16 protein-coding genes are annotated in these 17,628 nt (G+C 68.0%); 6 read left to right on the top strand and 10 right to left on the bottom strand.

Annotation, left to right across the window (positions count from 1 at the left end):
- Nucleotides 1-99 precede the first annotated feature (99 nt).
- Both ACIQPT_RS33380 and ACIQPT_RS33385 read right to left on the bottom strand, forming a co-directional pair.
- The gene (locus tag ACIQPT_RS33380) at nucleotides 100-576 is read right to left on the bottom strand and encodes a macro domain-containing protein (protein ID WP_401161489.1); all 477 of its coding nucleotides are present in this window, start codon (nucleotides 574-576) and stop codon (nucleotides 100-102) included.
- Nucleotides 513-1,106, bottom strand: coding sequence for a pyridoxal-phosphate dependent enzyme (locus ACIQPT_RS33385; protein WP_401161491.1), 594 nt, complete (start codon nucleotides 1,104-1,106; stop codon nucleotides 513-515). Before ACIQPT_RS33385 ends, ACIQPT_RS33380 begins: the two co-directional genes overlap by 64 nt.
- A gap of 112 nt (nucleotides 1,107-1,218) precedes the next feature.
- Here ACIQPT_RS33385 and ACIQPT_RS33390 point away from each other — a divergent pair, with 112 nt between their 5' ends.
- Nucleotides 1,219-2,085 carry an LLM class flavin-dependent oxidoreductase gene (locus tag ACIQPT_RS33390; protein WP_401161493.1) on the top strand — a complete coding sequence of 289 codons (867 nt, stop codon included), beginning with the start codon at nucleotides 1,219-1,221 and terminating at the stop codon, nucleotides 2,083-2,085.
- A 130-nt stretch (nucleotides 2,086-2,215) separates the two neighbouring features.
- On the opposite strand, the gene ACIQPT_RS33395 is transcribed toward ACIQPT_RS33390, so the two are convergent.
- Nucleotides 2,216-4,150, bottom strand: a complete 1,935-nt coding sequence (locus ACIQPT_RS33395) for a TniQ family protein (protein ID WP_401161495.1) — start codon at nucleotides 4,148-4,150, stop codon at nucleotides 2,216-2,218.
- Nucleotides 4,150-5,454, bottom strand: a complete 1,305-nt coding sequence (locus tag ACIQPT_RS33400; RefSeq protein WP_401161497.1) for a TniB family NTP-binding protein — start codon at nucleotides 5,452-5,454, stop codon at nucleotides 4,150-4,152. Before ACIQPT_RS33400 ends, ACIQPT_RS33395 begins: the two co-directional genes overlap by 1 nt.
- 630 nt (nucleotides 5,455-6,084) lie before the next feature.
- On the opposite strand from ACIQPT_RS33400, the gene ACIQPT_RS33405 reads away from it, so the two are divergent.
- The 3 genes from ACIQPT_RS33405 to ACIQPT_RS33415 are packed head-to-tail and all read left to right on the top strand — an operon-like array spanning nucleotide 6,085 to nucleotide 8,361.
- Entirely contained in the window at nucleotides 6,085-7,092 is a 1,008-nt protein-coding gene (locus ACIQPT_RS33405; RefSeq protein WP_401161499.1) for a DUF6192 family protein, read from the top strand.
- Nucleotides 7,093-7,094: 2 nt separating this feature from the next.
- Nucleotides 7,095-7,514: a RacP protein gene (locus ACIQPT_RS33410; protein WP_327372364.1), complete on the top strand. Its 420-nt coding sequence runs from the start codon at nucleotides 7,095-7,097 to the stop codon at nucleotides 7,512-7,514.
- A 31-nt stretch (nucleotides 7,515-7,545) separates the two neighbouring features.
- Nucleotides 7,546-8,361 (top strand): IS5 family transposase, encoded by an 816-nt coding sequence (locus tag ACIQPT_RS33415; protein ID WP_401161501.1) that lies wholly within the window; start codon nucleotides 7,546-7,548, stop codon nucleotides 8,359-8,361.
- Nucleotides 8,362-9,058: 697 nt separating this feature from the next.
- Here ACIQPT_RS33415 and ACIQPT_RS33420 read toward each other — a convergent pair.
- The 4 genes from ACIQPT_RS33420 to ACIQPT_RS33435 form a co-directional block, all read right to left on the bottom strand.
- Nucleotides 9,059-9,415, bottom strand: a complete 357-nt coding sequence (locus ACIQPT_RS33420) for a hypothetical protein (protein WP_401161503.1) — start codon at nucleotides 9,413-9,415, stop codon at nucleotides 9,059-9,061.
- Complete coding sequence (locus ACIQPT_RS33425; protein WP_401161505.1) at nucleotides 9,412-10,611, bottom strand: hypothetical protein; 1,200 nt, start codon at nucleotides 10,609-10,611, stop codon at nucleotides 9,412-9,414. Before ACIQPT_RS33425 ends, ACIQPT_RS33420 begins: the two co-directional genes overlap by 4 nt.
- Before the next feature lie 402 nt (nucleotides 10,612-11,013).
- Nucleotides 11,014-11,613, bottom strand: coding sequence for a hypothetical protein (locus ACIQPT_RS33430; protein WP_401161507.1), 600 nt, complete (start codon nucleotides 11,611-11,613; stop codon nucleotides 11,014-11,016).
- Nucleotides 11,613-12,131: a hypothetical protein gene (locus ACIQPT_RS33435; protein ID WP_401161509.1), complete on the bottom strand. Its 519-nt coding sequence runs from the start codon at nucleotides 12,129-12,131 to the stop codon at nucleotides 11,613-11,615. The genes ACIQPT_RS33430 and ACIQPT_RS33435 overlap by 1 nt, the downstream gene beginning before the upstream one ends.
- A gap of 446 nt (nucleotides 12,132-12,577) precedes the next feature.
- Here ACIQPT_RS33435 and ACIQPT_RS33440 point away from each other — a divergent pair, with 446 nt between their 5' ends.
- Complete coding sequence (locus ACIQPT_RS33440) at nucleotides 12,578-13,207, top strand: class I SAM-dependent methyltransferase (protein ID WP_030587128.1); 630 nt, start codon at nucleotides 12,578-12,580, stop codon at nucleotides 13,205-13,207.
- A gap of 80 nt (nucleotides 13,208-13,287) precedes the next feature.
- On the opposite strand, the gene ACIQPT_RS33445 is transcribed toward ACIQPT_RS33440, so the two are convergent.
- Nucleotides 13,288-14,196 (bottom strand): aminoglycoside phosphotransferase family protein, encoded by a 909-nt coding sequence (locus tag ACIQPT_RS33445; protein WP_030587125.1) that lies wholly within the window; start codon nucleotides 14,194-14,196, stop codon nucleotides 13,288-13,290.
- A 301-nt stretch (nucleotides 14,197-14,497) separates the two neighbouring features.
- Between ACIQPT_RS33445 and ACIQPT_RS33450 the strand changes: the two genes are divergently transcribed.
- Nucleotides 14,498-15,229: a MerR family transcriptional regulator gene (locus tag ACIQPT_RS33450; protein WP_401161512.1), complete on the top strand. Its 732-nt coding sequence runs from the start codon at nucleotides 14,498-14,500 to the stop codon at nucleotides 15,227-15,229.
- Between the two features lie 40 nt (nucleotides 15,230-15,269).
- Here ACIQPT_RS33450 and ACIQPT_RS33455 read toward each other — a convergent pair whose 3' ends face one another.
- A complete protein-coding gene (locus tag ACIQPT_RS33455) occupies nucleotides 15,270-17,444 on the bottom strand; it encodes a 3-hydroxyacyl-CoA dehydrogenase NAD-binding domain-containing protein (protein ID WP_401161513.1) in 2,175 nt (724 codons plus the stop codon).
- Nucleotides 17,445-17,628 lie beyond the last annotated feature (184 nt).

Below are 17,628 nucleotides of genomic sequence, written 5' to 3' on the forward strand. Positions count from 1 at the left end.
CCGGCGGGCCTGCCGTGCGCTGCCCGTCCCCTTCTCCTCCATGATCCCTCGTGTGCGGGAGGACCGTGGGGGCGGGGTCCGGGACCGGCGGTGCCCCGGTCAGTCGTGGTCGTACACCGTCACCGGTATCCCGGCGGATATGAGACGCCGCTCGATCAGCGGCTCGATCCTGGACCATGTGCCGCCCGCGAGCCCGCAGCCGATCCGGGGCATATGGACCGATGCCCCGAGCTCTCCGGCCCGGACGGCCACCGCGCCGAGCGCCGCGTCGATGGCCTCGTACCGCACGGGCACCCCTTTGCTGCCGGTGCGCATGCCCCGCTGGCCGATCATGTTGGCCACCCACAGATAGGGCCCCACCTGCACGAACTGCGCCGTGCCCAGGGCGAAGTCGTTGCCCGCCCGCTCGCGGTGCCAGCGACGGTAGGCGGCCTCGGGCTCCGGCCAGCGGCGGGAGAGGGCCAGGACGAAGCCCTTGCCCCAGCCGCCGAGGTCGTTGCAGACGTGGACGATCAGCTTGACGCCCTTGCCCTGCGGGGCGGTGGCGTCCCCCCGTACGTAAGTGATCTCCGACATGACCTCACCGTACGGGCCGCCACTGACAGCGGGGCACCCCACACGGCCGTCGCCCGCTCCGCGTCGGTGAAGTGGTCGAGGAAGTGGCCGCCGAGCCGCTCGGCCAGCGCCCTCGCCTCCTCCTGCAGCGCGGCCGGCGGCTGCTCCGCCGTCTGCCACCGCCCGCCCTCCCCTTCGATCCTGGCCAGGGCTTCCCCGGGGGTCCTGGCCGGTACGACGGCGATGAAGTCCAGGCCCAGCAGGCTCGCGAAGTGGGCTCCGGCCACGGCGACCGCTCCGCTCGTGGCCGCGATCACCGGTGTGCCGGCCTCGATGGCGCCGTTGGCGATCGCCTCGCGGAACATGGCCCGCACCAGGCGGTACTTCATGCTGCCGGTGGGGTGCGCGGACTCGTCCTTGAGGTACACCTCGACATCCCGCATCGCGGGAAGCGGAAGCCGGCGCAGTGGTGTCGGCGCCGCCTTCCGGCCAGGTGCCTCTACCCGCCGAATCGCCTCGGCGGCCCACGCGTTGGGGTGCTCGTCGGTCATGGCCCGACCCTATGCGCCGGTCGCCGCCCGCCCTGATGCCCGGGCCGGCGCTCGCCGGCAGGCGGCCTGTAATCCGTTGCCCGGGCCGGTGGGGGTAGCCCACAATCCCCGGATGCGCTTCTCGATCAATATCCCGAACTTCGGCGACTTCGCCGACCCCCGAAACGTGGCAACCGTGGCGGCGGCGGCCGAGGAGTCCGGGTGGGACGGGCTCTTCGTCTGGGACCACGTCCACTACCGGGAGTACGCGGGACGGCCCTTCGGGGACGCCTGGATGCTGCTGACCGCGGCCGCACTCGCGACGTCACGGATCCGCGTGGGGACGCTGCTCACTCCGGTGGCCCGTTATCGGCCGCAGCAGCTCGCCCGCCAGGTGGCCACCTTGGACCACCTCAGCGGCGGCAGGGTCGTCTTCGCCGCGGGGCTGGGCGGGCCGGTCGAGGACGAGTACGGCAGCTTCGGCGACTCCACCGATCGACGTGTGCTCGCCGAGCGACTGGACGAAGGGCTGGAGTTGTTGGGGCGGTTCTGGACGGGCGAGCCCGTCGACCATCACGGTCGGCACTACCGGGCGCATGACGTGAGCCTGCGGCCCGCCACCGTGCAGCGGCCCCGGCCGCCGGTGTGGATCGGGGGGTTCTGGCCGAACCGTCCGCCCATGCGACGGGCCGCTCGGTGGGACGGCGCGGTTCCCCTGTTCAAGAACGCCCTGCACGGATGCCCGCCGGACCGCGAGGACGTGCGGGAGTTGATCACCTATGTGCGCGATCATCGAGAAGCCGACGCCCAACGCCCCTTCGACCTCGTGGTCGGCGGCGCCACTCCGGCGGACGCCGCCGAGGCCAAGGATGTGATCGGCCCGCTGCGTGACACGGGTGCCACCTGGTGGGACGAGAGGCAACTCGATCCCGGCCCCGATGTGGACCGCCTGGCTCCGGTGCTGCGGCGCATCGAGGCGGGGCCACCGGTACTGGATTAGGCCCCCGGTCGCACGGTGCTGTGACCGTTCGCGATAGTTGGCGGATGCGTGGAGGCATTGGCGCTGGTCGCTCGCCAGCTGTTCAACGTAGTTGGCGGAGCCTGTTCCCGATAGTTGGCAATTCCGGGGCTTAGCTGCTCACGGAGCGTCGCTGCTGGTGCCGTCTCTCCCACGAGGCGAGGTCTCTGTGGGCTGCCTGCCGTAGGAGGTCAGCCACCGCCTTCCAGGTGCGATCGGGTGGGCAGGAGAGGCGTTGGATGATCTTGGAGTCCTGTTGCGTGAACGTCCGACCCTCGGGCGAGTGAGGCGGCAGGAAGCATGGGGCGAGTTTCCATTCACTGCCCGTGAGGAGTGACCAGACGAACGCGGAGGAGCACTCGCGGAACTGGTCGTCTGACCGAACGATCCTCGTGGTGGGGACGGTGCGGCAGATCTTGTTCCAGGTAGCGGTGGAGAGGTTCCAGGGCTGGAAGGACTCGCGGCGCTGCCTGTAGTCGACCTGCTGAGGCAGAGCGGCGATGTGTTCGGCGAGCTGTTCAAGGGCGCCGGCCAGGTCGTAGGGCTTCTTCTGGAAGATCAAACGGAGGGGATGTAGCGGGGCGGGGAACGGGCCGAGCCAGTTGGTGGGGATGCCGAGGAACCGGGCGGCTTCGTCCATGCGCATGCCGGTGACAGCTTGGACGAGTTGAACCGCGACTGCTCTTCGCAGCCCATTGGTCTGCGGTGATCGTGGCAGGAACTTCGAACGGGAGGCCTGGCTGAGGAGGGTGAACCACTCGTCAGGGAGGTGCTGAGGGATGTTCTCGGCCTGGTAGCCACGTGCGCGGACGGGGATGACGCAAGCGGTCCGATCGGCTTGATCGGACGAGCCGGGAGGATGTTGCGCGGGGAAGCGCCGTCTGAAGGCGTTGTCGATCTCGTGCCGGATCAAGGGGGAAGCGTCGCGTTGCAGGGTGACCCATGTTGCGCCCCAGCGGCGATCGGGGGTCTCCGGTGCGTGCTCAAGCAGGGAGGTCAGGGTCTCTCGCAGTTGGTGGACGGGTTGCCGGAGGTGGGTGTGAGCGATGGTGAGCAACGCGGCCGTGGCCGCTGAGGATCTCGGTTCGGTGCTCCAGAGGCTGGGGTGGCGGCTCCCTCGGTGGGGTGGTTTGCCGCCAACGGATTCGGCTGCCTGCTGCTGGGCGGCGTGCTGCTCGTCAAGGGCTGCCGTCAGCACGTGGGGAAGGTGGGTCGCGTCCGCAGTGTGTGGCCAGGTCGCGTTGACGATCGAGGCCATGGCCTGCAAGTCCGCGAACCTATGGAAGGCGGTCTGGGGAGTCGCGGACGGGCTGAGCCAGTCGAGGATCGTGCGCTGCAAGCCGTCCAGTTCAGGGCTGAGGCGGATCTGGTTGAGGCCGCTGCCGTCGTCGAGCCGGTGACCACAGAATGCTCTCCCGGCGCTTGTGCTGATGCTGCTGTTGCGGCATTGAAGTGGGTGGAGGCCTGCTGTCGATGGAGACGGAACGAGTTTGAGACGGCCCTCGGGGTGCCGGCTCTGGGCAGCATGCTGGCAGGCAGGGCATGTGTCTTGGAGCAGGACCTGGTGTTCCAGGCATGCGAAGACGACGGGCAAGTGCCAGAGCAATCGCCAGGCACCTCCGTGTCGTTCCTGGATCACTGATCCGTCGCCCTTGAGGCAGGCCGGGCAGTAGCGAGTGGAACCGACGAGGAGCCAGGAAGGGAAGACGTTCCGGGCGCGGGGCGGGTCGTTCGGTTGTCGTGTGAGGGCTTCGGCGACGGGGGGATAGCGGCCGAGATAGGGCAGGAGTGTGAGCCGTTCGACGGTCGCGGTAGGCATGCGGGTCGCGTGCGCGAACGCGGACGCCTCAGGGGGCTCCATCATGAGCAGGTGGCGGACGGGCGACATTCCGCCTGTGACGCGGTAGGGGGTCAGGCCCGTGCGCCACGTGACGTTGCTGGGCGCGACGTGCAGTCGATGGGACAGCCGCAGGATGAACCCGGCCATGCTCTCTCCCGGCAGTGGGATCAGGCTGCGGGGCATGGGTTCGGCGGGCGGTCGCTGCATCAACTCGCTGCTTCGGCAGGAGCTTCGGGGTCGACTCGTGGCCCGCGGTCGTCGAAGACGGTATTGCGTGCCCTGCGCGTCTTCCTGGTGACCTTCTTGCCGTCGTCCGGCTCGGCAGGGACAGCTGTTGGTGCCGGCCCGGCCTCCTCAGCGGGGATATCCCGGCCGATGATGATCTCGTCGAGCAGGTTCTCGGTGATGTTCTCTTTGCCGGTGGCCATGGCTTCCTGAGCGCCCTCCTCAAGAAGCCGGCCGAGTAGACCGATGGCCCCTCCGGTGCGGTTCATCAGGTATTCGGGCATCGAGCCGTTTGTGAGCATGCCCTTCTTCGCCTTCAAGAGCCGCAGGTGGGCCTCAGCTCCTCGCAGGTGCTTCACGAACGCCTGGATCTGGGAGGGCGTCGAGTAGGAGAAGTGGTCGAGTTCCACGAGTTCGAAGCGCCGCTCGATCTGGGTGACTTCGAGGCCGTGGACGCGTGTGGTCTCCAGCGGTGGCAGCACCCATTGGCGGTCGCGGCGGCTGAAGTGGGCTTCCCGCAGCAGGCCGGTGCCAGGGATGTTGACTCCGGTGAGGATGAGCGTGACGTTGAAGCTCATCAGGGCCCGGATGAGGTCGAGAACGTCCTGATCGTCGGCGCGGTGCATCCGCAGTCGGTTGATGTCGTCGATGATCAGAACCTTGACCCCGTGGTCTCGCAGGCAGTCGGCGACCAGTTGGATCAGTTGAGGGAGCGTGAATTTCCAGCGTTCGGGCCCGAAGAAGTTCAGGATCGACTCGCAGAGACTCTTCGGGGTGGCGGTGACAGGCGTTTGGACATAAACGACCGGTGCGTGCAGGTCCGACGTGCCCGGGACGGATTCCGGGTTGAGGTGGTGGTGGAAATCCAGCCACTGATCCTCGAATGCCGCGGCAACCGAGCAGACCGTGGCGGTCTTGCCGTGATTGCCCCAGCCGCTGACCATCACGCCCGGCATCGTGGGGCTGTTGCGTCGCAGCGTGTTGCCCTGCAGGCGCCGGTCGATCAGCCGCGTCACGCCTTCGAGCGTCGGCGTTTCCTGGACCGGCAGGTTCACGTTGGTCAGACGCCGGTAGATGTCGTAGTCCGAGCGTCTTTCGGTCGGCAGCATCTGGTACTGCCTGATGGTGAGCCGAGGCGGCGGGATGAACTGGTCGCGGGTGGTGCGGTAATGCTGCCAGCCGGTGAAGGAGTGCCGGTGCGACTCGGGGCCAAGGATCATGGCGGCGATCTGGCGGCGGGAGGGCAGGCCGTCCAGCCGCCCTGCCGGGAGGTCGTCGAGCCTCACACATTCGCCTCGGTGTCGGCCGTGTCCTCATCCACGTCTTCGTCGCCCGCCAGAACGGACGGCATCAGGAACAGGTGGCGGCTTTTGAGAGATTCGTTCAGTAGCTGTTTCTGATCCCAGGTTCTGAGTAGCCTTGGGTCCTACGCTGGCGTGGTGTCCAAGGGCACCGGGCGGGCCGGGGAGAGGAACTGTCGGGCTTGTGGCGAACGGCTTAGGCCGGGGGCACGGCCTGATGCTTCGTTCTGTTCGTCGGCATGTCGTGCCAGGCAATGGCGTACGGAACGCCGGTTGCTCAAGCGCTTGGCTGCCGTGCGGGGCGGTGTCGATGAGGCAGAGTGCCCGGAGTGCGGGGCCCGCTGGGTCGCCGGGGTCGATCGGCGTTCGAACGCGGTCTACTGCTCACGCCGGTGTGTGGTGAGGGCCTGGCGGCGCCGGAAGGAAACGTTCGGCGAACGGGCACAGTGACCGCATCGCGAACGCATCTTCACTCCATTTTCGTTCAGAACGCGGTCACTTGCGGTCATTCGTTGTGATCAGCGTATTTGCGGTCTGACTCTCGGTGATGAGCGGGTCGTGTCCACGTCACGGGCTCCAGTTCCGTGCCCTGGCCCGCATGGGTGGTGGAACACCATGCGGGAGGAGATCGACAAAGTCAAAAGTGTGAGCCAGCGGCGCTACGAGCAGATCGTGGCCGAGCTGCGGGAAGTGGTCGAACAGCAGACGCAGGGCTCATTCACGATCGGGGACCGCGCGCTGGAGATCGAGCCGATGCGTGAGCGGGGCGGCCAACAGGCGGCCCCGGGCCAGGAGTTGTTCACGGTCCGCGAGACGCTGCACCGTCTGGCCGAGGACATCGGACTCGCCTACAAGACGGTGGAAAGCGCCAGGTGGACAGCGTCTCGGTGGCCCAAGGACAAACGGCAGAGGGGCGTGTCGTTCAGGGTCCACCGGATCCTGGGACAGATCGACAGCGAGGCCGAGCGGTTCGCGTCCATCACCAAACCTCCCGCGGGGAGGACCCGGTGGACGTCGGACGAAGCCAACCGCAAGGTGGGCCGGCAGGTCGAGCGTCCAGCATCGCCGCAGGAGAAGATTACCGCGATCCACCACCTGGCTCGGGACGAGGACGTCGCCGCGACGGTGACCAGCGACTTCCTCAAGCGTCCGACGGTGGCGGCCAAGGTCTCCGACCAGGACAAGGTCCGGGTGGTGGAGGAGTTCACCCGGGACGAGCACGTCGCCACCCAGGTGACCACCGGTCTGCTGCGCCGACCCGAGGTCGCGTTCAAGGCGATGAGCGACGACACCGCCCGCCACCAGGTCAATCACGCCCAGGTCGAGCGGGGCCGACAGGCCCGCGAGCACTTCGAGGACACCAGCCCGGTCGCGCCGGCGGTCCGCAACATCGACCGGACGGTGGAGTTCCTGGACCTGGTCACCGCCTGCCACTCGTTCGTGGCCGCAGCCGGCCGGGCGGTCCCCGGTCTGCGCGATCGCACCCTGGGCGAGGACGAACGCGCGATCGTGCACGAGAACGTGGCCAAGGTGAGGGCGACGCTCGACTGGATCGAGACCGCCGTCGACACAGGCAAGGTCGACATGGACGGCGAGCTGGCCCGCATGCTGCGGGGCGAGTAGCTGTGGCTCGCGCCTCACGGCGCAAGGGTGATGCCGCCCGGCGGCACGCGGACACCATCCGGTTCGTCCTGTTCGAGGCCAGGCCCGCTGGCCTGCTGATGCACCAGCTGATCAGGGCCAGCGGGCTGTCGGACAGCCAGGTCAGATCAGGGCTTGCGGCCCTGCGGGACGAAGCGGCATCCAAGGGCTGGCCGCCCCTGATCTGGACCCGGGCTGACGGCTACCAGCTCGGCGCTGAGCGGGCCGCGCTGGAGGCATACGAACGGGCGGTGGTCAGGGAGAAGCTGACCCAGTTCCGCCGGTTCATCACCGGCACCGTCGCCCCGCATGCCGCGGCCCATCCGAACGACAAGTGGGTCAAGCACATCGTCGCCCAGCTCAACTCCATCGAATCCACCCTCGACCTCATCGCCAGCGCCTGACCGATCCCGCGGGTCAGTGACGGGAGGAGAAGTGCGTCACCGCTGCTATCCCTCGGACATGACGGACGACGAGTGGACACTGATCGAACCGCTGCTGCCGCCGCCGGCCTGCGACACCACACGCGGCGGGCGGCCGGAGAAACATCCCCGGCGCGAGGTCGTCGACGCGATCCGATACGTCGTGGACACCGGCTGCAAATGGCGGGCCCTGCCTGCGGATTTCCCTCCCTGGAGGACCGTTTGGGGCTTCATGGCCCGCTGGGCGGCAGCCGGAGTCATCGGCCAGATCCGTGACGCCCTGGCCCAGCGCCTCCGCCGCGAGATGGGCAAAGGCCCCAGAGCCGTGGCCACGATCATCGACTCCCAGTCGGTGAAGGCGGCCTCCACCGTCGGCAAGGACAGCCGCGGCTACGACGCAGGCAAAAAGATCAACGGCCGCAAGCGGCACCTCGTGGTCGACACCCGCGGCCTGCCGCTGATGGTGATGGTCACCCCGGCCGACCTGCACGACTCTGCCGCCGCCAGGGAAGTCCTCTTCCGCCTGCGGCTGATGCACCCCGAGATCACCATCGTCTGGGCCGACCGGGCCTACGCGGGAAAGCTCGTGACCTGGGCAAAAAGGCACCTGAACCTCACGATCAAGACCGTCAGCCGCCCCAAGGACACCTCCGGCTGCATCGTGCTGCCCCGACGCTGGGTCGTTGAACGAAGCCTGGCCTGGATGCTGAACGCCCGCCGGCACGCCCGGGACTACGAACGGCTCATCCAGCACTCGGAGACACTGATCACCTGGGCCGCGATCACGCTTATGACCAGGCGTCTGGTCCGAACCGGCCGGACGAAGTAGCAAGAGGCGGACCAGCCGATCCGTCAGCCCGTCCCCCGACGAGGGAAGAAACGGCGCCGCAGACGGTCACCGACTTCGCCGACGACAATCACCAGCACCGCACTCGCCGCACAGCCCGCGAGACTCGTCGGCTGATCGAACAGCATCCCCAAGCCCAAGAAGGCAGCAGTAATAGCCGCCCACCACGCAACCCACAAGCTGACCACAGACCACCAGCGCCGTCTCTTCACGCGATCAAGATACGTCCCCCATCAGAGCGGGCCCAGCGTCAGAAACAGCTGCTCGCCTTCAACGACGTCACCGTCGAGATCCGATCCTTGAGCTCTCAAGAACCGTCCCAGAGACCCAGACGTGTGAGCCGACGCTGCCGCAGCCGCTCCCCAGCCGCTGTCAGAGCGAAGAGGAGCCACACAACCAGCCCGGCCAGCGCTGCTACCACAGGGCCGTCAGATTCGTCCTCAGACGACACCATCAGGAAGAAGAACGCAAAGGGCACAGCCATGCAGAGGCCGGCGCCGACCGGGTGCCGGGCCACCCACTTCTGAATCCGAGTCGGACGCCTCTGTCCACCAAGCGCCCGGTCCACGGCCCAAAACGCATTACCCAGAGACCGCCACCAGCTCGTCACGGCTGAAGGATACGACAGCCAGTCGGGCACGCCGATAGAGGCTCAGGCCCGAGCTGGTTGAGAGACAACTCAGCCTTCCCGAGGTGCGACTGGGCCAGCTGTCCGGGCGCCTGAATCCTTGCGTGCCGAGAGCAGGAACAGGACCGCAGCGGCGGCGAACCCCAAGCCGACGCCGCTGCAGGCCGTGACCGTCTCGAATGAAGCGTCGGCGATCCGGGGGATACCGTTGAAGAGCATGAGGACGTAGATGCACAAAACGCCGTAGGCGCGAAGCCGCATCCCAGCTTGTCGCTTGCGCATCCACGGCGGCGTCCACCCCGCCAGTATCGCCACCGGCATCGGCAGCATGAGCGCTGTGGACACTGCCAGCACTATCCAGTGGTACAGCGGATTGCCGTTCATTCCGACCCCTTCGTAGGCGATCACCAGCCTACGGAGAGCTTCCGGCAGACCAATCCGGTCAGAGCACCAGTTGCGAAACAGCTACTCAGGAGCCGGGGCACGGACGTGTCGGCGGTCACGGCAGCCTCGCGGCGGCGGCGCCGGTCGGCGGTCACGGCCTGACCGACCGTGCGGGCCTGTTCCTGCCAGTCCTGCGGCTCGGCAGGCCGGCCCGCGATCCGGTCGGCGGCGGCCGTCTCGGCGCGGGAGATCTCGCGCGAGCGGGCGATTCGGGCTCGCTTCTGCGATTTCTTCTTCGCCGCTTTCCCCTTCTCCTGCTTTTCGTCTCGCTGGGTCGGCCACTGATCGACGGGTGCCGCCTCGCCGAGGATCTCCAGCAGCAGCGACAGAAGGTCGGCGTCCGAGCGAGGAGCGAGTCGGCGCTGACGTGCGGTGGCCAGCACTTCGGCTGCGGTCTTGTCGGAGAAGGCCGGGACTTCGCCTTCCGGGGGAAGCCCGGTCCATCGCAGCACATGCCAGGATTCGTGATCGTCCGGGTCCTGGAGGAAGACCCGGCGCCGGTCCCGGCGGTCGCTGCTGACGACCCACTTGTCGGCGTGTCTGCCGCCCCGGCCCGAGGGCCGCAGGAATAGGGACTCCTGCAGAAGGTCTGCGTAATACCAGAGCCCGAGGATCTTCACTCCGCGGCGGGGGTGAACTTGGACGTGGTGCTTGGGCAAGACCTTGTAGTAGAGCTCAGGGCCGGGAATCTGCATCGACCAGCCGCCCTGGTGCATGGCCGCGGCGAACAGTGAGTCGGGGCTGTGGTCCTCTTCCGGCCCCCAGGACGGCGCGTATTCACCGAGCCGGTGGTTCTGCCAGACCTTCACGATCCAGGTCGCGATGACGTGTTCCATCTGCGAGCGGGTCATCACCGCGTCAGCCTCCGGGTCGGCGCCGCGGTCAGCGACGTCCGTGCCGGTGAAGCCCAGCAGATGCTCGAACAGCATGGTCTTGAACGCGGAGAAGGCGCGCTCGACGGCGAACTTGTCGCTGGCCCGGAAGGCTCGGGCCGGAAGGATGTTGCAGCCCAGGCTCCGTTGCGCCTCCACCAGGTCGTGGTTCTTGTAGACGGCGAACTCCGCGATCACCTCGGATGGCACCCCTGGATAGGGCCATTCCATGTCCTGGCCCCAGCCCTCGCGCATCGGCAGGGGCAGCATCACGTCTCTGAGCAGCATCGCGACATCGACCGACGTATCGGACTCCAGCGTCAGTCTGAAAGCCGGGGGCAGAGTGTGTGTAGAGATCGAGCCCCAGCGTCAGGGTCGCCGACACCGCCTCGCCGAACACGCTCTCCCGCAACTTGACCGGCAGCGGCGTGGAGTCCAGAGCGATCACCTGCCCCGGGCGGTGGACGATCAGTCGCCGTCCGACGTCCGCGTCCTCGGCGTCCTCAGCCGAACGGGCGTAACGGGCCCGAGCCCCGCCGCTTCCGAACCATTCCCGCCAGACTCGCATCAAGGTGATCCGCGACGGGATGTCCTTGACAGGAAAGGACGGGAAGGTCTCCCGGATGTACTGGTGCATAAGGCGATGCCGGGCAGCCATGGTGATCGAGGACCGGTTTCTGCACTCCCGCTTCACCGCGAAGATCGCTTTGCGGACTTCCTCAGTGACACTGGGATGGCCCCCGCTGCGGCGGTCCAGCGGCCGTCTGCGCAGGCCAGCAGCAGGCTGTCCCCGGATCTCGCGGACAGCCGTTCCAGCGTTCGCTCGCTCATGAACCGAAGCCCCAGCATCTCGGCCTCCTGGCGCGGCAGGGCCTTCAGCTCGGACGCCTTCGCTCGCCGGCGCTCGCTCAGCAACGTCCGCTCGGGATCGTAGGCAGGCCGTGGTTCACCGGGCCGGGCCCGGTCGGCCCGGCCGTCCCGGAAGCCGGTCTCCGCCTCCAGCACGTGCTCAGCCCTGATCCGGGCCCGCTTGCGCTGTCCTTCGGTCAGGTCGTCCAGCGACCTCGCCTGCCGGCCGACGGGGACGAACGTCGTCGGCCGGTTCGCCGCGGCCTTCGCATCCGGGTGGTGGATCAGCCAGCGGATCGACCTCGTCTCCTCCCGGCCCTCACCATCCGTCAGGACGAACCGGCTGAACTGAGGCTCCGCTGCTGTCACCGTCCACTCGACGCCGTTCAACTGCAGCACGCTGCCGATTTTCATGTCCAGCAGACCGTGTCCCGCAGCCATCACGACCCCCCGGCCGATGCGCGGCCCCGCCAGATCAGCGAGCCATCCCCCAGCGGACTGCCCAGATCAACACCGAGCCTCCGCCACCACAGCAGATGAGTAGCGTGAGCACGAGCGACGGCCGGAAGGCATGTTCCCTCCACCAGGTCGCCGAACCTGTCCACCCCGCGTGCAACAGCGTCCTCAAGCTCCCGCTGGAGGCCCAGCTGATCGACCAGCGGCCGACGCTGCGACGACAGGTGGTCGAGCACGCTGTGGACGTGAGGCCGCCAGCCAACTGCGACCGAATATCGCCAGCCGCAGGCCGATGCTGACTGTGCCGTTGCCGCGAACTTCATCGCGTCGTCATCCTCGATCAAGCCCTCGGGGCGGACGTGCCACCTCTTGCCTTCGCTGCTGTCAAAGTCGAGGCGGAACGGCTGCGGCAGGACTTCAGCGACCCCGAAGTAGTCCAGCGCCAGCAGAAGCTGTTGCTCTTCCAGCGACTCGAACCCGTGAAGCCGACCCGTCGACACCATGAACTGCAGACCTGGCCGGTGCCCCTGGCCAGCTCGCCACGTAAACCCCCGGATCACCCTGGACGACCGGCACCGAGGCCATGTCACGAACAGGCCAGGTCACCTTGCCCTCCCCGACCCGCCACGTCACTGTCCACCGACGCGGCCACCCGTCGTCCGTAACCAGCCTTGACTCGAACTCGGCGAGACCGACGTACGGAGTGAGTAGATCACTGAGTACGCACGAATCGGAACGGATCAAGACAGGCGATGGACGGAGCACCCATCCAGAGCAGCACGGAGTCCCCTGCAGTCGGCACGGATCACCGCAGTTGTCCGTAACTGTCCCTTCTCCGAACTACTGAGGGTGTCTCGTGATCAGGTGACGGAACGATCAGTCCCGAGGGGAAGGGTAGGTATGGGGCCGGGCAACGGCTGCGAACGGCACGGGTGTTAGTTTCCTTCCCGTGTTGGAACACCAGGGCGAGACCAGGACGGCCTACGACGGGGTTGTCGAGCTGTATGCGTCGATGTTCGCTAATCGGTTGGAGACGCAGCCGTTCGCGCGGAACATGATCGGCACCTTCGCCGAGCTCGTGCGTGGGACGGGGAACCTGCGGACAGCCGACGTCGGGTGCGGGCCCGGACATCTGACGGCCATGCTGCACGACTTGGGGCTGGACGCCTTCGGGCTCGACCTCTCCCCGGCCATGGTCGACCACGCCCGGCGGGCCCATCCGGCGCTGCGGTTCGACGAAGCGCGAATGGAGGCCCTGCCGGTCGAGGACGGCGCGCTCGGCGGAGTGCTGGCTCACTACTCGATGATCCATACCCCGCCTGGGGAACTGCCCGCACTGCTCGCCGAGCAGGTGCGTGTCCTGGCACCAGGGGGCCTGCTCCTGGTGTCGTTCTTCGGGACCGAAGGACCGGAGCCGGTCCGCTTCGATCACAAAGTGACGCCCGCCTATAGCTGGCCGGCCGAGCGGTTTGCCGAGTTGCTGGCCGGGGCCGGGCTCGTCACGGTTGCTCGGTTGCTCCACGACCCGGCCTCCGAGCGGGGCTTCCTCGACGCCCATTTGTTGGCCCGCCGCCCCTAGAGCGTGCCCCGTGGCCTGGGACGGAGTGGTGTAGATCCGCGTGGATGAAGTTCGTCTGAAGCGCCACGTGCGGGACTGGTTCACTGCTCGCCGATAGCCTCCAGGATCGCGCGGAGACGCGACAAGCATTCGCTGACGAAAAGGGGATAGGTGCCCCAGTAGTACGACACCCCGCTGACTCCGACAGCGATGGCCCACGCCCGGGCACGCAGCCATGTCACGTCGTCGAGGCTTGTGGCGTCCCAGTACGCCTGTCGGGCCCCGGGTGGAAAATCCCACAGAGGCGAGTGCTCGGCGTCGGGAAAGCCGACTGAGAGGCCTCCGAAGTCGATGACGGCGTGCAGCTTCCCCTGCTGGACCAGAAGGTTGGTGGGTTTGAGGTCTCCGTGGAGCCACACATGGCGGGCAGAAGGCTCGGGCAGGGTGAGCGCGCTCTGCCACAGGTGTTGCAGATGCGCGATGTCGAGGTCGAGGCCCTGGATCGTTCGGCAGTTGTCGAAGCACCCGCTGATCCACCGGTCACACGCGTGCAGGCCACCTCCGCGGTACCAGCTGAGCCCGCCCTGGCGAGTGGCTCCCATGAGGGGGATGGAATGCAGGCTCTGCACGATCGTCGCCAGGTCACCTCCGAAGGCGGCCCAGTCTCTGACCGATCCCGGACCGGCTTCCTCGCCATCGATCCAGCGGTACACCGACCAGGCGAGCGGGAATGCGGAACTCGGCGTGCCGTTGTGCACCGGCTCCGGGATGCGACAGGGAAGATCTGGCGCCAGCCGTGGCAGCCAGGTCTGCTCTTTCCGTACGGCCTTCGCGTTGTCCGGGGTGCGCGGTAGCCGCAGGAGCAGTTGGTCGCCGAGCCGGTACATCGTGTTGTCCGTGCCCGCACCGGCCGGCGAGATGGGGAGGTCGGCCCACTCCGGTCGCTGTTCCCGCAGCAGTGACCGGACGACCGTCTCATTCACACGGATCTCGTTCTCATGAAGCGTCACGGTGAGAGCCTTCTGCCCGGGCTTCGCCGCCGCCAGTCATTTTCCCGAGGCGACCGCTGTACGTACCTCGATCCCTTGAGGATCTGCCAGGCCAGGTGAGACCGAGTGAGACTCTGCCAGCTTCAGCTCGACCGGACAGTAACTCTGCGTAGGTTGATCGCTCTCTGACGTCGGCTCGCCAACTATCGCGAACGGTCACAGGAGCCGGGGTGGACGGCGCGGCTCCGGTGCCGGAGACTTTCACAGTAGTGGTGAGACAGCGGCACTGTCCGATACGAGGGTTCGACCGCGGGGAGCAGAGATGGCGACGGGGACCGACGAGCCGACGCTCACGGTGGACGAGCTGGCGGCACGCGCCGGGGTCACCGTGCGCACCGTGCGGTTCTACGGCACCCGGGGCCTGTTGCCGCCTCCGGCCATCGGGCCCCGCCGGGTCGGACACTACGGGCCGGACCATCTCTCGCGGCTCGCGCTGATCGAGGAGCTCCAGCAGCAGGGCATGACGCTGGCCGCGATCGAACGGTATCTGGAGCAGTTGCCGCCCGACCTGAGCGCCCACGATCTGGCGATCCACCGGGCGCTCGTCGCGTCCTGGGCCCCGGACAAGAGCGAGGACCTCTCCCGGACCGAGCTGGAGCGGCGGGCCGGGCGGGCGCTGTCGGAGGCGGATGTGGAGCGGCTGGCGGCGATGGGGGTGCTGGTCCGGCCGCAGGAGGACGGCGGGGCCTACCGGGTGGATCCGGGGCTGTTGCGGCTCGGGGTGGAGCTGCTGGACGTGCCGATCGCGCACGAGACGATCCTGGCGGCGCGGACCGTGCTGCTGGAGCACACCCGCTCGGCCGCCCAGGAGATGACCCGGCTGTTCCGGGACGAGGTGTGGAATCCCTACCGGGAGCGCGAGGGCGACCCGGAGCATGTGGCGGCGATGAAGTCGCTGTCCGCCGATATGCAACCGATCGTGGTGCAGGCGCTGGTGACGGCGTTCCAGCGGTCGCTGAAGGAGGAGCTGCGGGCCGCGTTCACCGCCGAGTGATGACGGTGAACGCGGCCCGCGACAGGCCCTGTTGACGGACTCAGTCGTGGAAGGTCTCGCCCTTCTCCGCCTTCTCCACCAGCAGCGCGGGCGGCAGGAAGCGGTCGCCGTAGCGCTCGGCGAGTTCCCGGGCGCGGGCCACGAAGCCGGGCAGGCCGCCCTCGTACCCGTTGATGTACTGGAGGACGCCGCCGGTCCACGGCGGGAAGCCGATGCCCATGATGGAGCCGATGTTGGCGTCGGCGACGGAGATGAGGACGTTCTCCTCCAGGCAGCGGACGCTGTCCAGGGCCTCGGAGAAGAGCATCCGCTCCTTCATGTCCTCGAAGGGCACCTCCGCGTCCGGCTTGGCGAAGTGCTCGCGCAGTCCGGGCCAGAGGCCGGCGCGCTTGCCGTCCTCGTCGTAGTCGTAGAAGCCCGCGCCGCCGCTGCGCCCCGGGCGGCCGAACTCGTCGACCATGCGGTCGATGACCGCGTCGGAGGGGTGTCCGGGCCAGGTGCCGCCGGCCTCCTCCACCGCGCGCTTGGTCTCGTTGCGGATCTTACGGGGCAGGGTCAGGGTCAGCTCGTCCATCAGGGAGAGCACCTTGGCCGGGTAGCCGGACTGGGCGGCGGCCTGCTCGATGGAGGCGGGCTCGACGCCCTCGCCGATCATGGCGACGCCCTCGTTGATGAACTGGCCGATGACGCGCGAGGTGAAGAAGCCGCGCGAGTCGTTGACGACGATCGGCGTCTTCTTGATCCGGCGGACCAGGTCGAAGGCGCGGGCCAGCGCCTCGTCGCCCGTCCGCTCGCCCTTGATGATCTCGACGAGCGGCATCTTGTCGACGGGCGAGAAGAAGTGCAGCCCGATGAAGTCGACGGGGCGCGAGACGCCTTCGGCGAGGACCGTGATCGGGAGGGTGGAGGTGTTGGAGCAGAGCAGCGCGTCGGGCTCGATGACGTCCTGGATCTCCTGGAACACCTTGTGCTTGAGCGAGGTGTCCTCGAAGACGGCCTCGATCACCGCGTCGCAGCCCGCGAGGTCGGCCGCGTCGCCGGTGGGGGTGATCCGGGCCAGCAGTTCGTCGCGCTTCGCCTCGGTCGTACGGCCCCGGGAGAGCGCCTTGGCGAGCAGCTTCTCGCTGTACGCCTTGCCCTTGGCGGCCGCCTCGGTGGAGACGTCCTTGAGGACGACGTCGATCCCGGCCTTGGCGCAGGAGTAGGCGATGCCCGCGCCCATCATGCCGGCGCCGAGGACGGCCACCTTGCGGACGGGGCGCTCGGGGATGTTCTTGGGGCGGTTGGCGCCGGAGTTGACGGCCTGGAGGTCGAAGAAGAACGCCTGGATCATGTTCTTGGCGACCTGGCCGGTGACCAGCTCGGTGAAGTACCGGGCCTCGATGGTCAGGGCGGTCTCGAAGTCGACCTGGGAGCCCTCGACGGCCGCCGCGAGGATGTTGCGCGGCGCGGGCATGGGCGCGCCCGCGAGCTGCTTCTTCAAGTTGGCGGGGAACGCCGGCAGGTTGGCGGCGAAGCGCGGGTTGGACGGGGTACCGCCGGGGATCTTGTAGCCCTTGACGTCCCAGGGCTGCTGCGACTCGGGGTTGGCGTCGATGAAGGCGCGGGCCTTCTCGATCATCTCCTCGCGGGTGGCGGCGACTTCGTGGACGAGGCCGTTCTCCAGGGCGCGCCGCGGGGTGTACTGGGTGCCCTGGAGGAGCACCTTGAGCAGGGCGTCGGCGATGCCCATGAGGCGTACGGTCCGGGTGACGCCGCCGCCCGCCGGGAGCAGGCCGAGGGTGACCTCGGGCAGGCCGATGCGGGAGCCGGGGGCGTCGAGGGCGACGCGGTGGTGGGAGGCGAGCGCGATCTCGTAACCGCCGCCGAGGGCCGCGCCATTGATGGCGGCGACGACGGGCTTGCCGAGGGTCTCGATGCGGCGCAGCGAGCGTTTGATGGCGGTGCCGGTGTCGAAGGCGGCCTGGGCGTTCTCGGGGCCGACCTTGATCATGTCCTTGAGGTCGCCGCCGGCGAAGAAGGTCTTCTTGGCGGAGGTGTAGATGATGCCGCGGATGGAGTCCTTCTCGGCCTCGGCGCGGTCCGCGATGGCCGCGATGGAGTCCTTGAAGGCCTGGTTCATCGTGTTGGCGGACTGGTCGGGGTCGTCGAGGACGAGGGTGACGACGCCGGTCTCGTCCTGTTCCCAGCGGATGGTGGTGCTCTCGGTCGTCATGTCGGTGTTTTCTCCGTAAGCAGGTGTGGCCGGGCCAGGGCCTGTCGTCGAACTGCCGTCGTCGCCCGGAGGGCGGCCGCGCGGCGTCTGGTGCGTGCGATCGCAAGGCGCTGGAATGGTCTTGTAGCGGAGCTACCAGGGCATTTCGGCAACGCCGCGAGCGTGCGTGCCAGGCGTCGCGCGG

This window comes from Streptomyces sp. NPDC091289 (assembly GCF_044757365.1).
In the GTDB taxonomy this organism is placed as follows: Bacteria; Actinomycetota; Actinomycetes; order Streptomycetales; family Streptomycetaceae; genus Streptomyces.

Bases quoted from the DNA above. Each gene is read 5' to 3' on its own strand.
- ACIQPT_RS33380 (WP_401161489.1), bottom strand. From the start codon at position 576: ATGTCGGAGATCACTTACGTACGGGGGGACGCCACCGCCCCGCAGGGC.
- ACIQPT_RS33385 (WP_401161491.1), bottom strand. From the start codon at position 1,106: ATGACCGACGAGCACCCCAACGCGTGGGCCGCCGAGGCGATTCGGCGG.
- ACIQPT_RS33390 (WP_401161493.1), top strand. From the start codon at position 1,219: ATGCGCTTCTCGATCAATATCCCGAACTTCGGCGACTTCGCCGACCCC.
- ACIQPT_RS33395 (WP_401161495.1), bottom strand. From the start codon at position 4,150: ATGCAGCGACCGCCCGCCGAACCCATGCCCCGCAGCCTGATCCCACTG.
- ACIQPT_RS33405 (WP_401161499.1), top strand. From the start codon at position 6,085: ATGCGGGAGGAGATCGACAAAGTCAAAAGTGTGAGCCAGCGGCGCTAC.
- ACIQPT_RS33425 (WP_401161505.1), bottom strand. From the start codon at position 10,611: ATGCTGCTCAGAGACGTGATGCTGCCCCTGCCGATGCGCGAGGGCTGG.
- ACIQPT_RS33430 (WP_401161507.1), bottom strand. From the start codon at position 11,613: ATGGCTGCGGGACACGGTCTGCTGGACATGAAAATCGGCAGCGTGCTG.
- ACIQPT_RS33435 (WP_401161509.1), bottom strand. From the start codon at position 12,131: ATGGTGTCGACGGGTCGGCTTCACGGGTTCGAGTCGCTGGAAGAGCAA.
- ACIQPT_RS33450 (WP_401161512.1), top strand. From the start codon at position 14,498: ATGGCGACGGGGACCGACGAGCCGACGCTCACGGTGGACGAGCTGGCG.
- ACIQPT_RS33455 (WP_401161513.1), bottom strand. From the start codon at position 17,444: ATGACGACCGAGAGCACCACCATCCGCTGGGAACAGGACGAGACCGGC.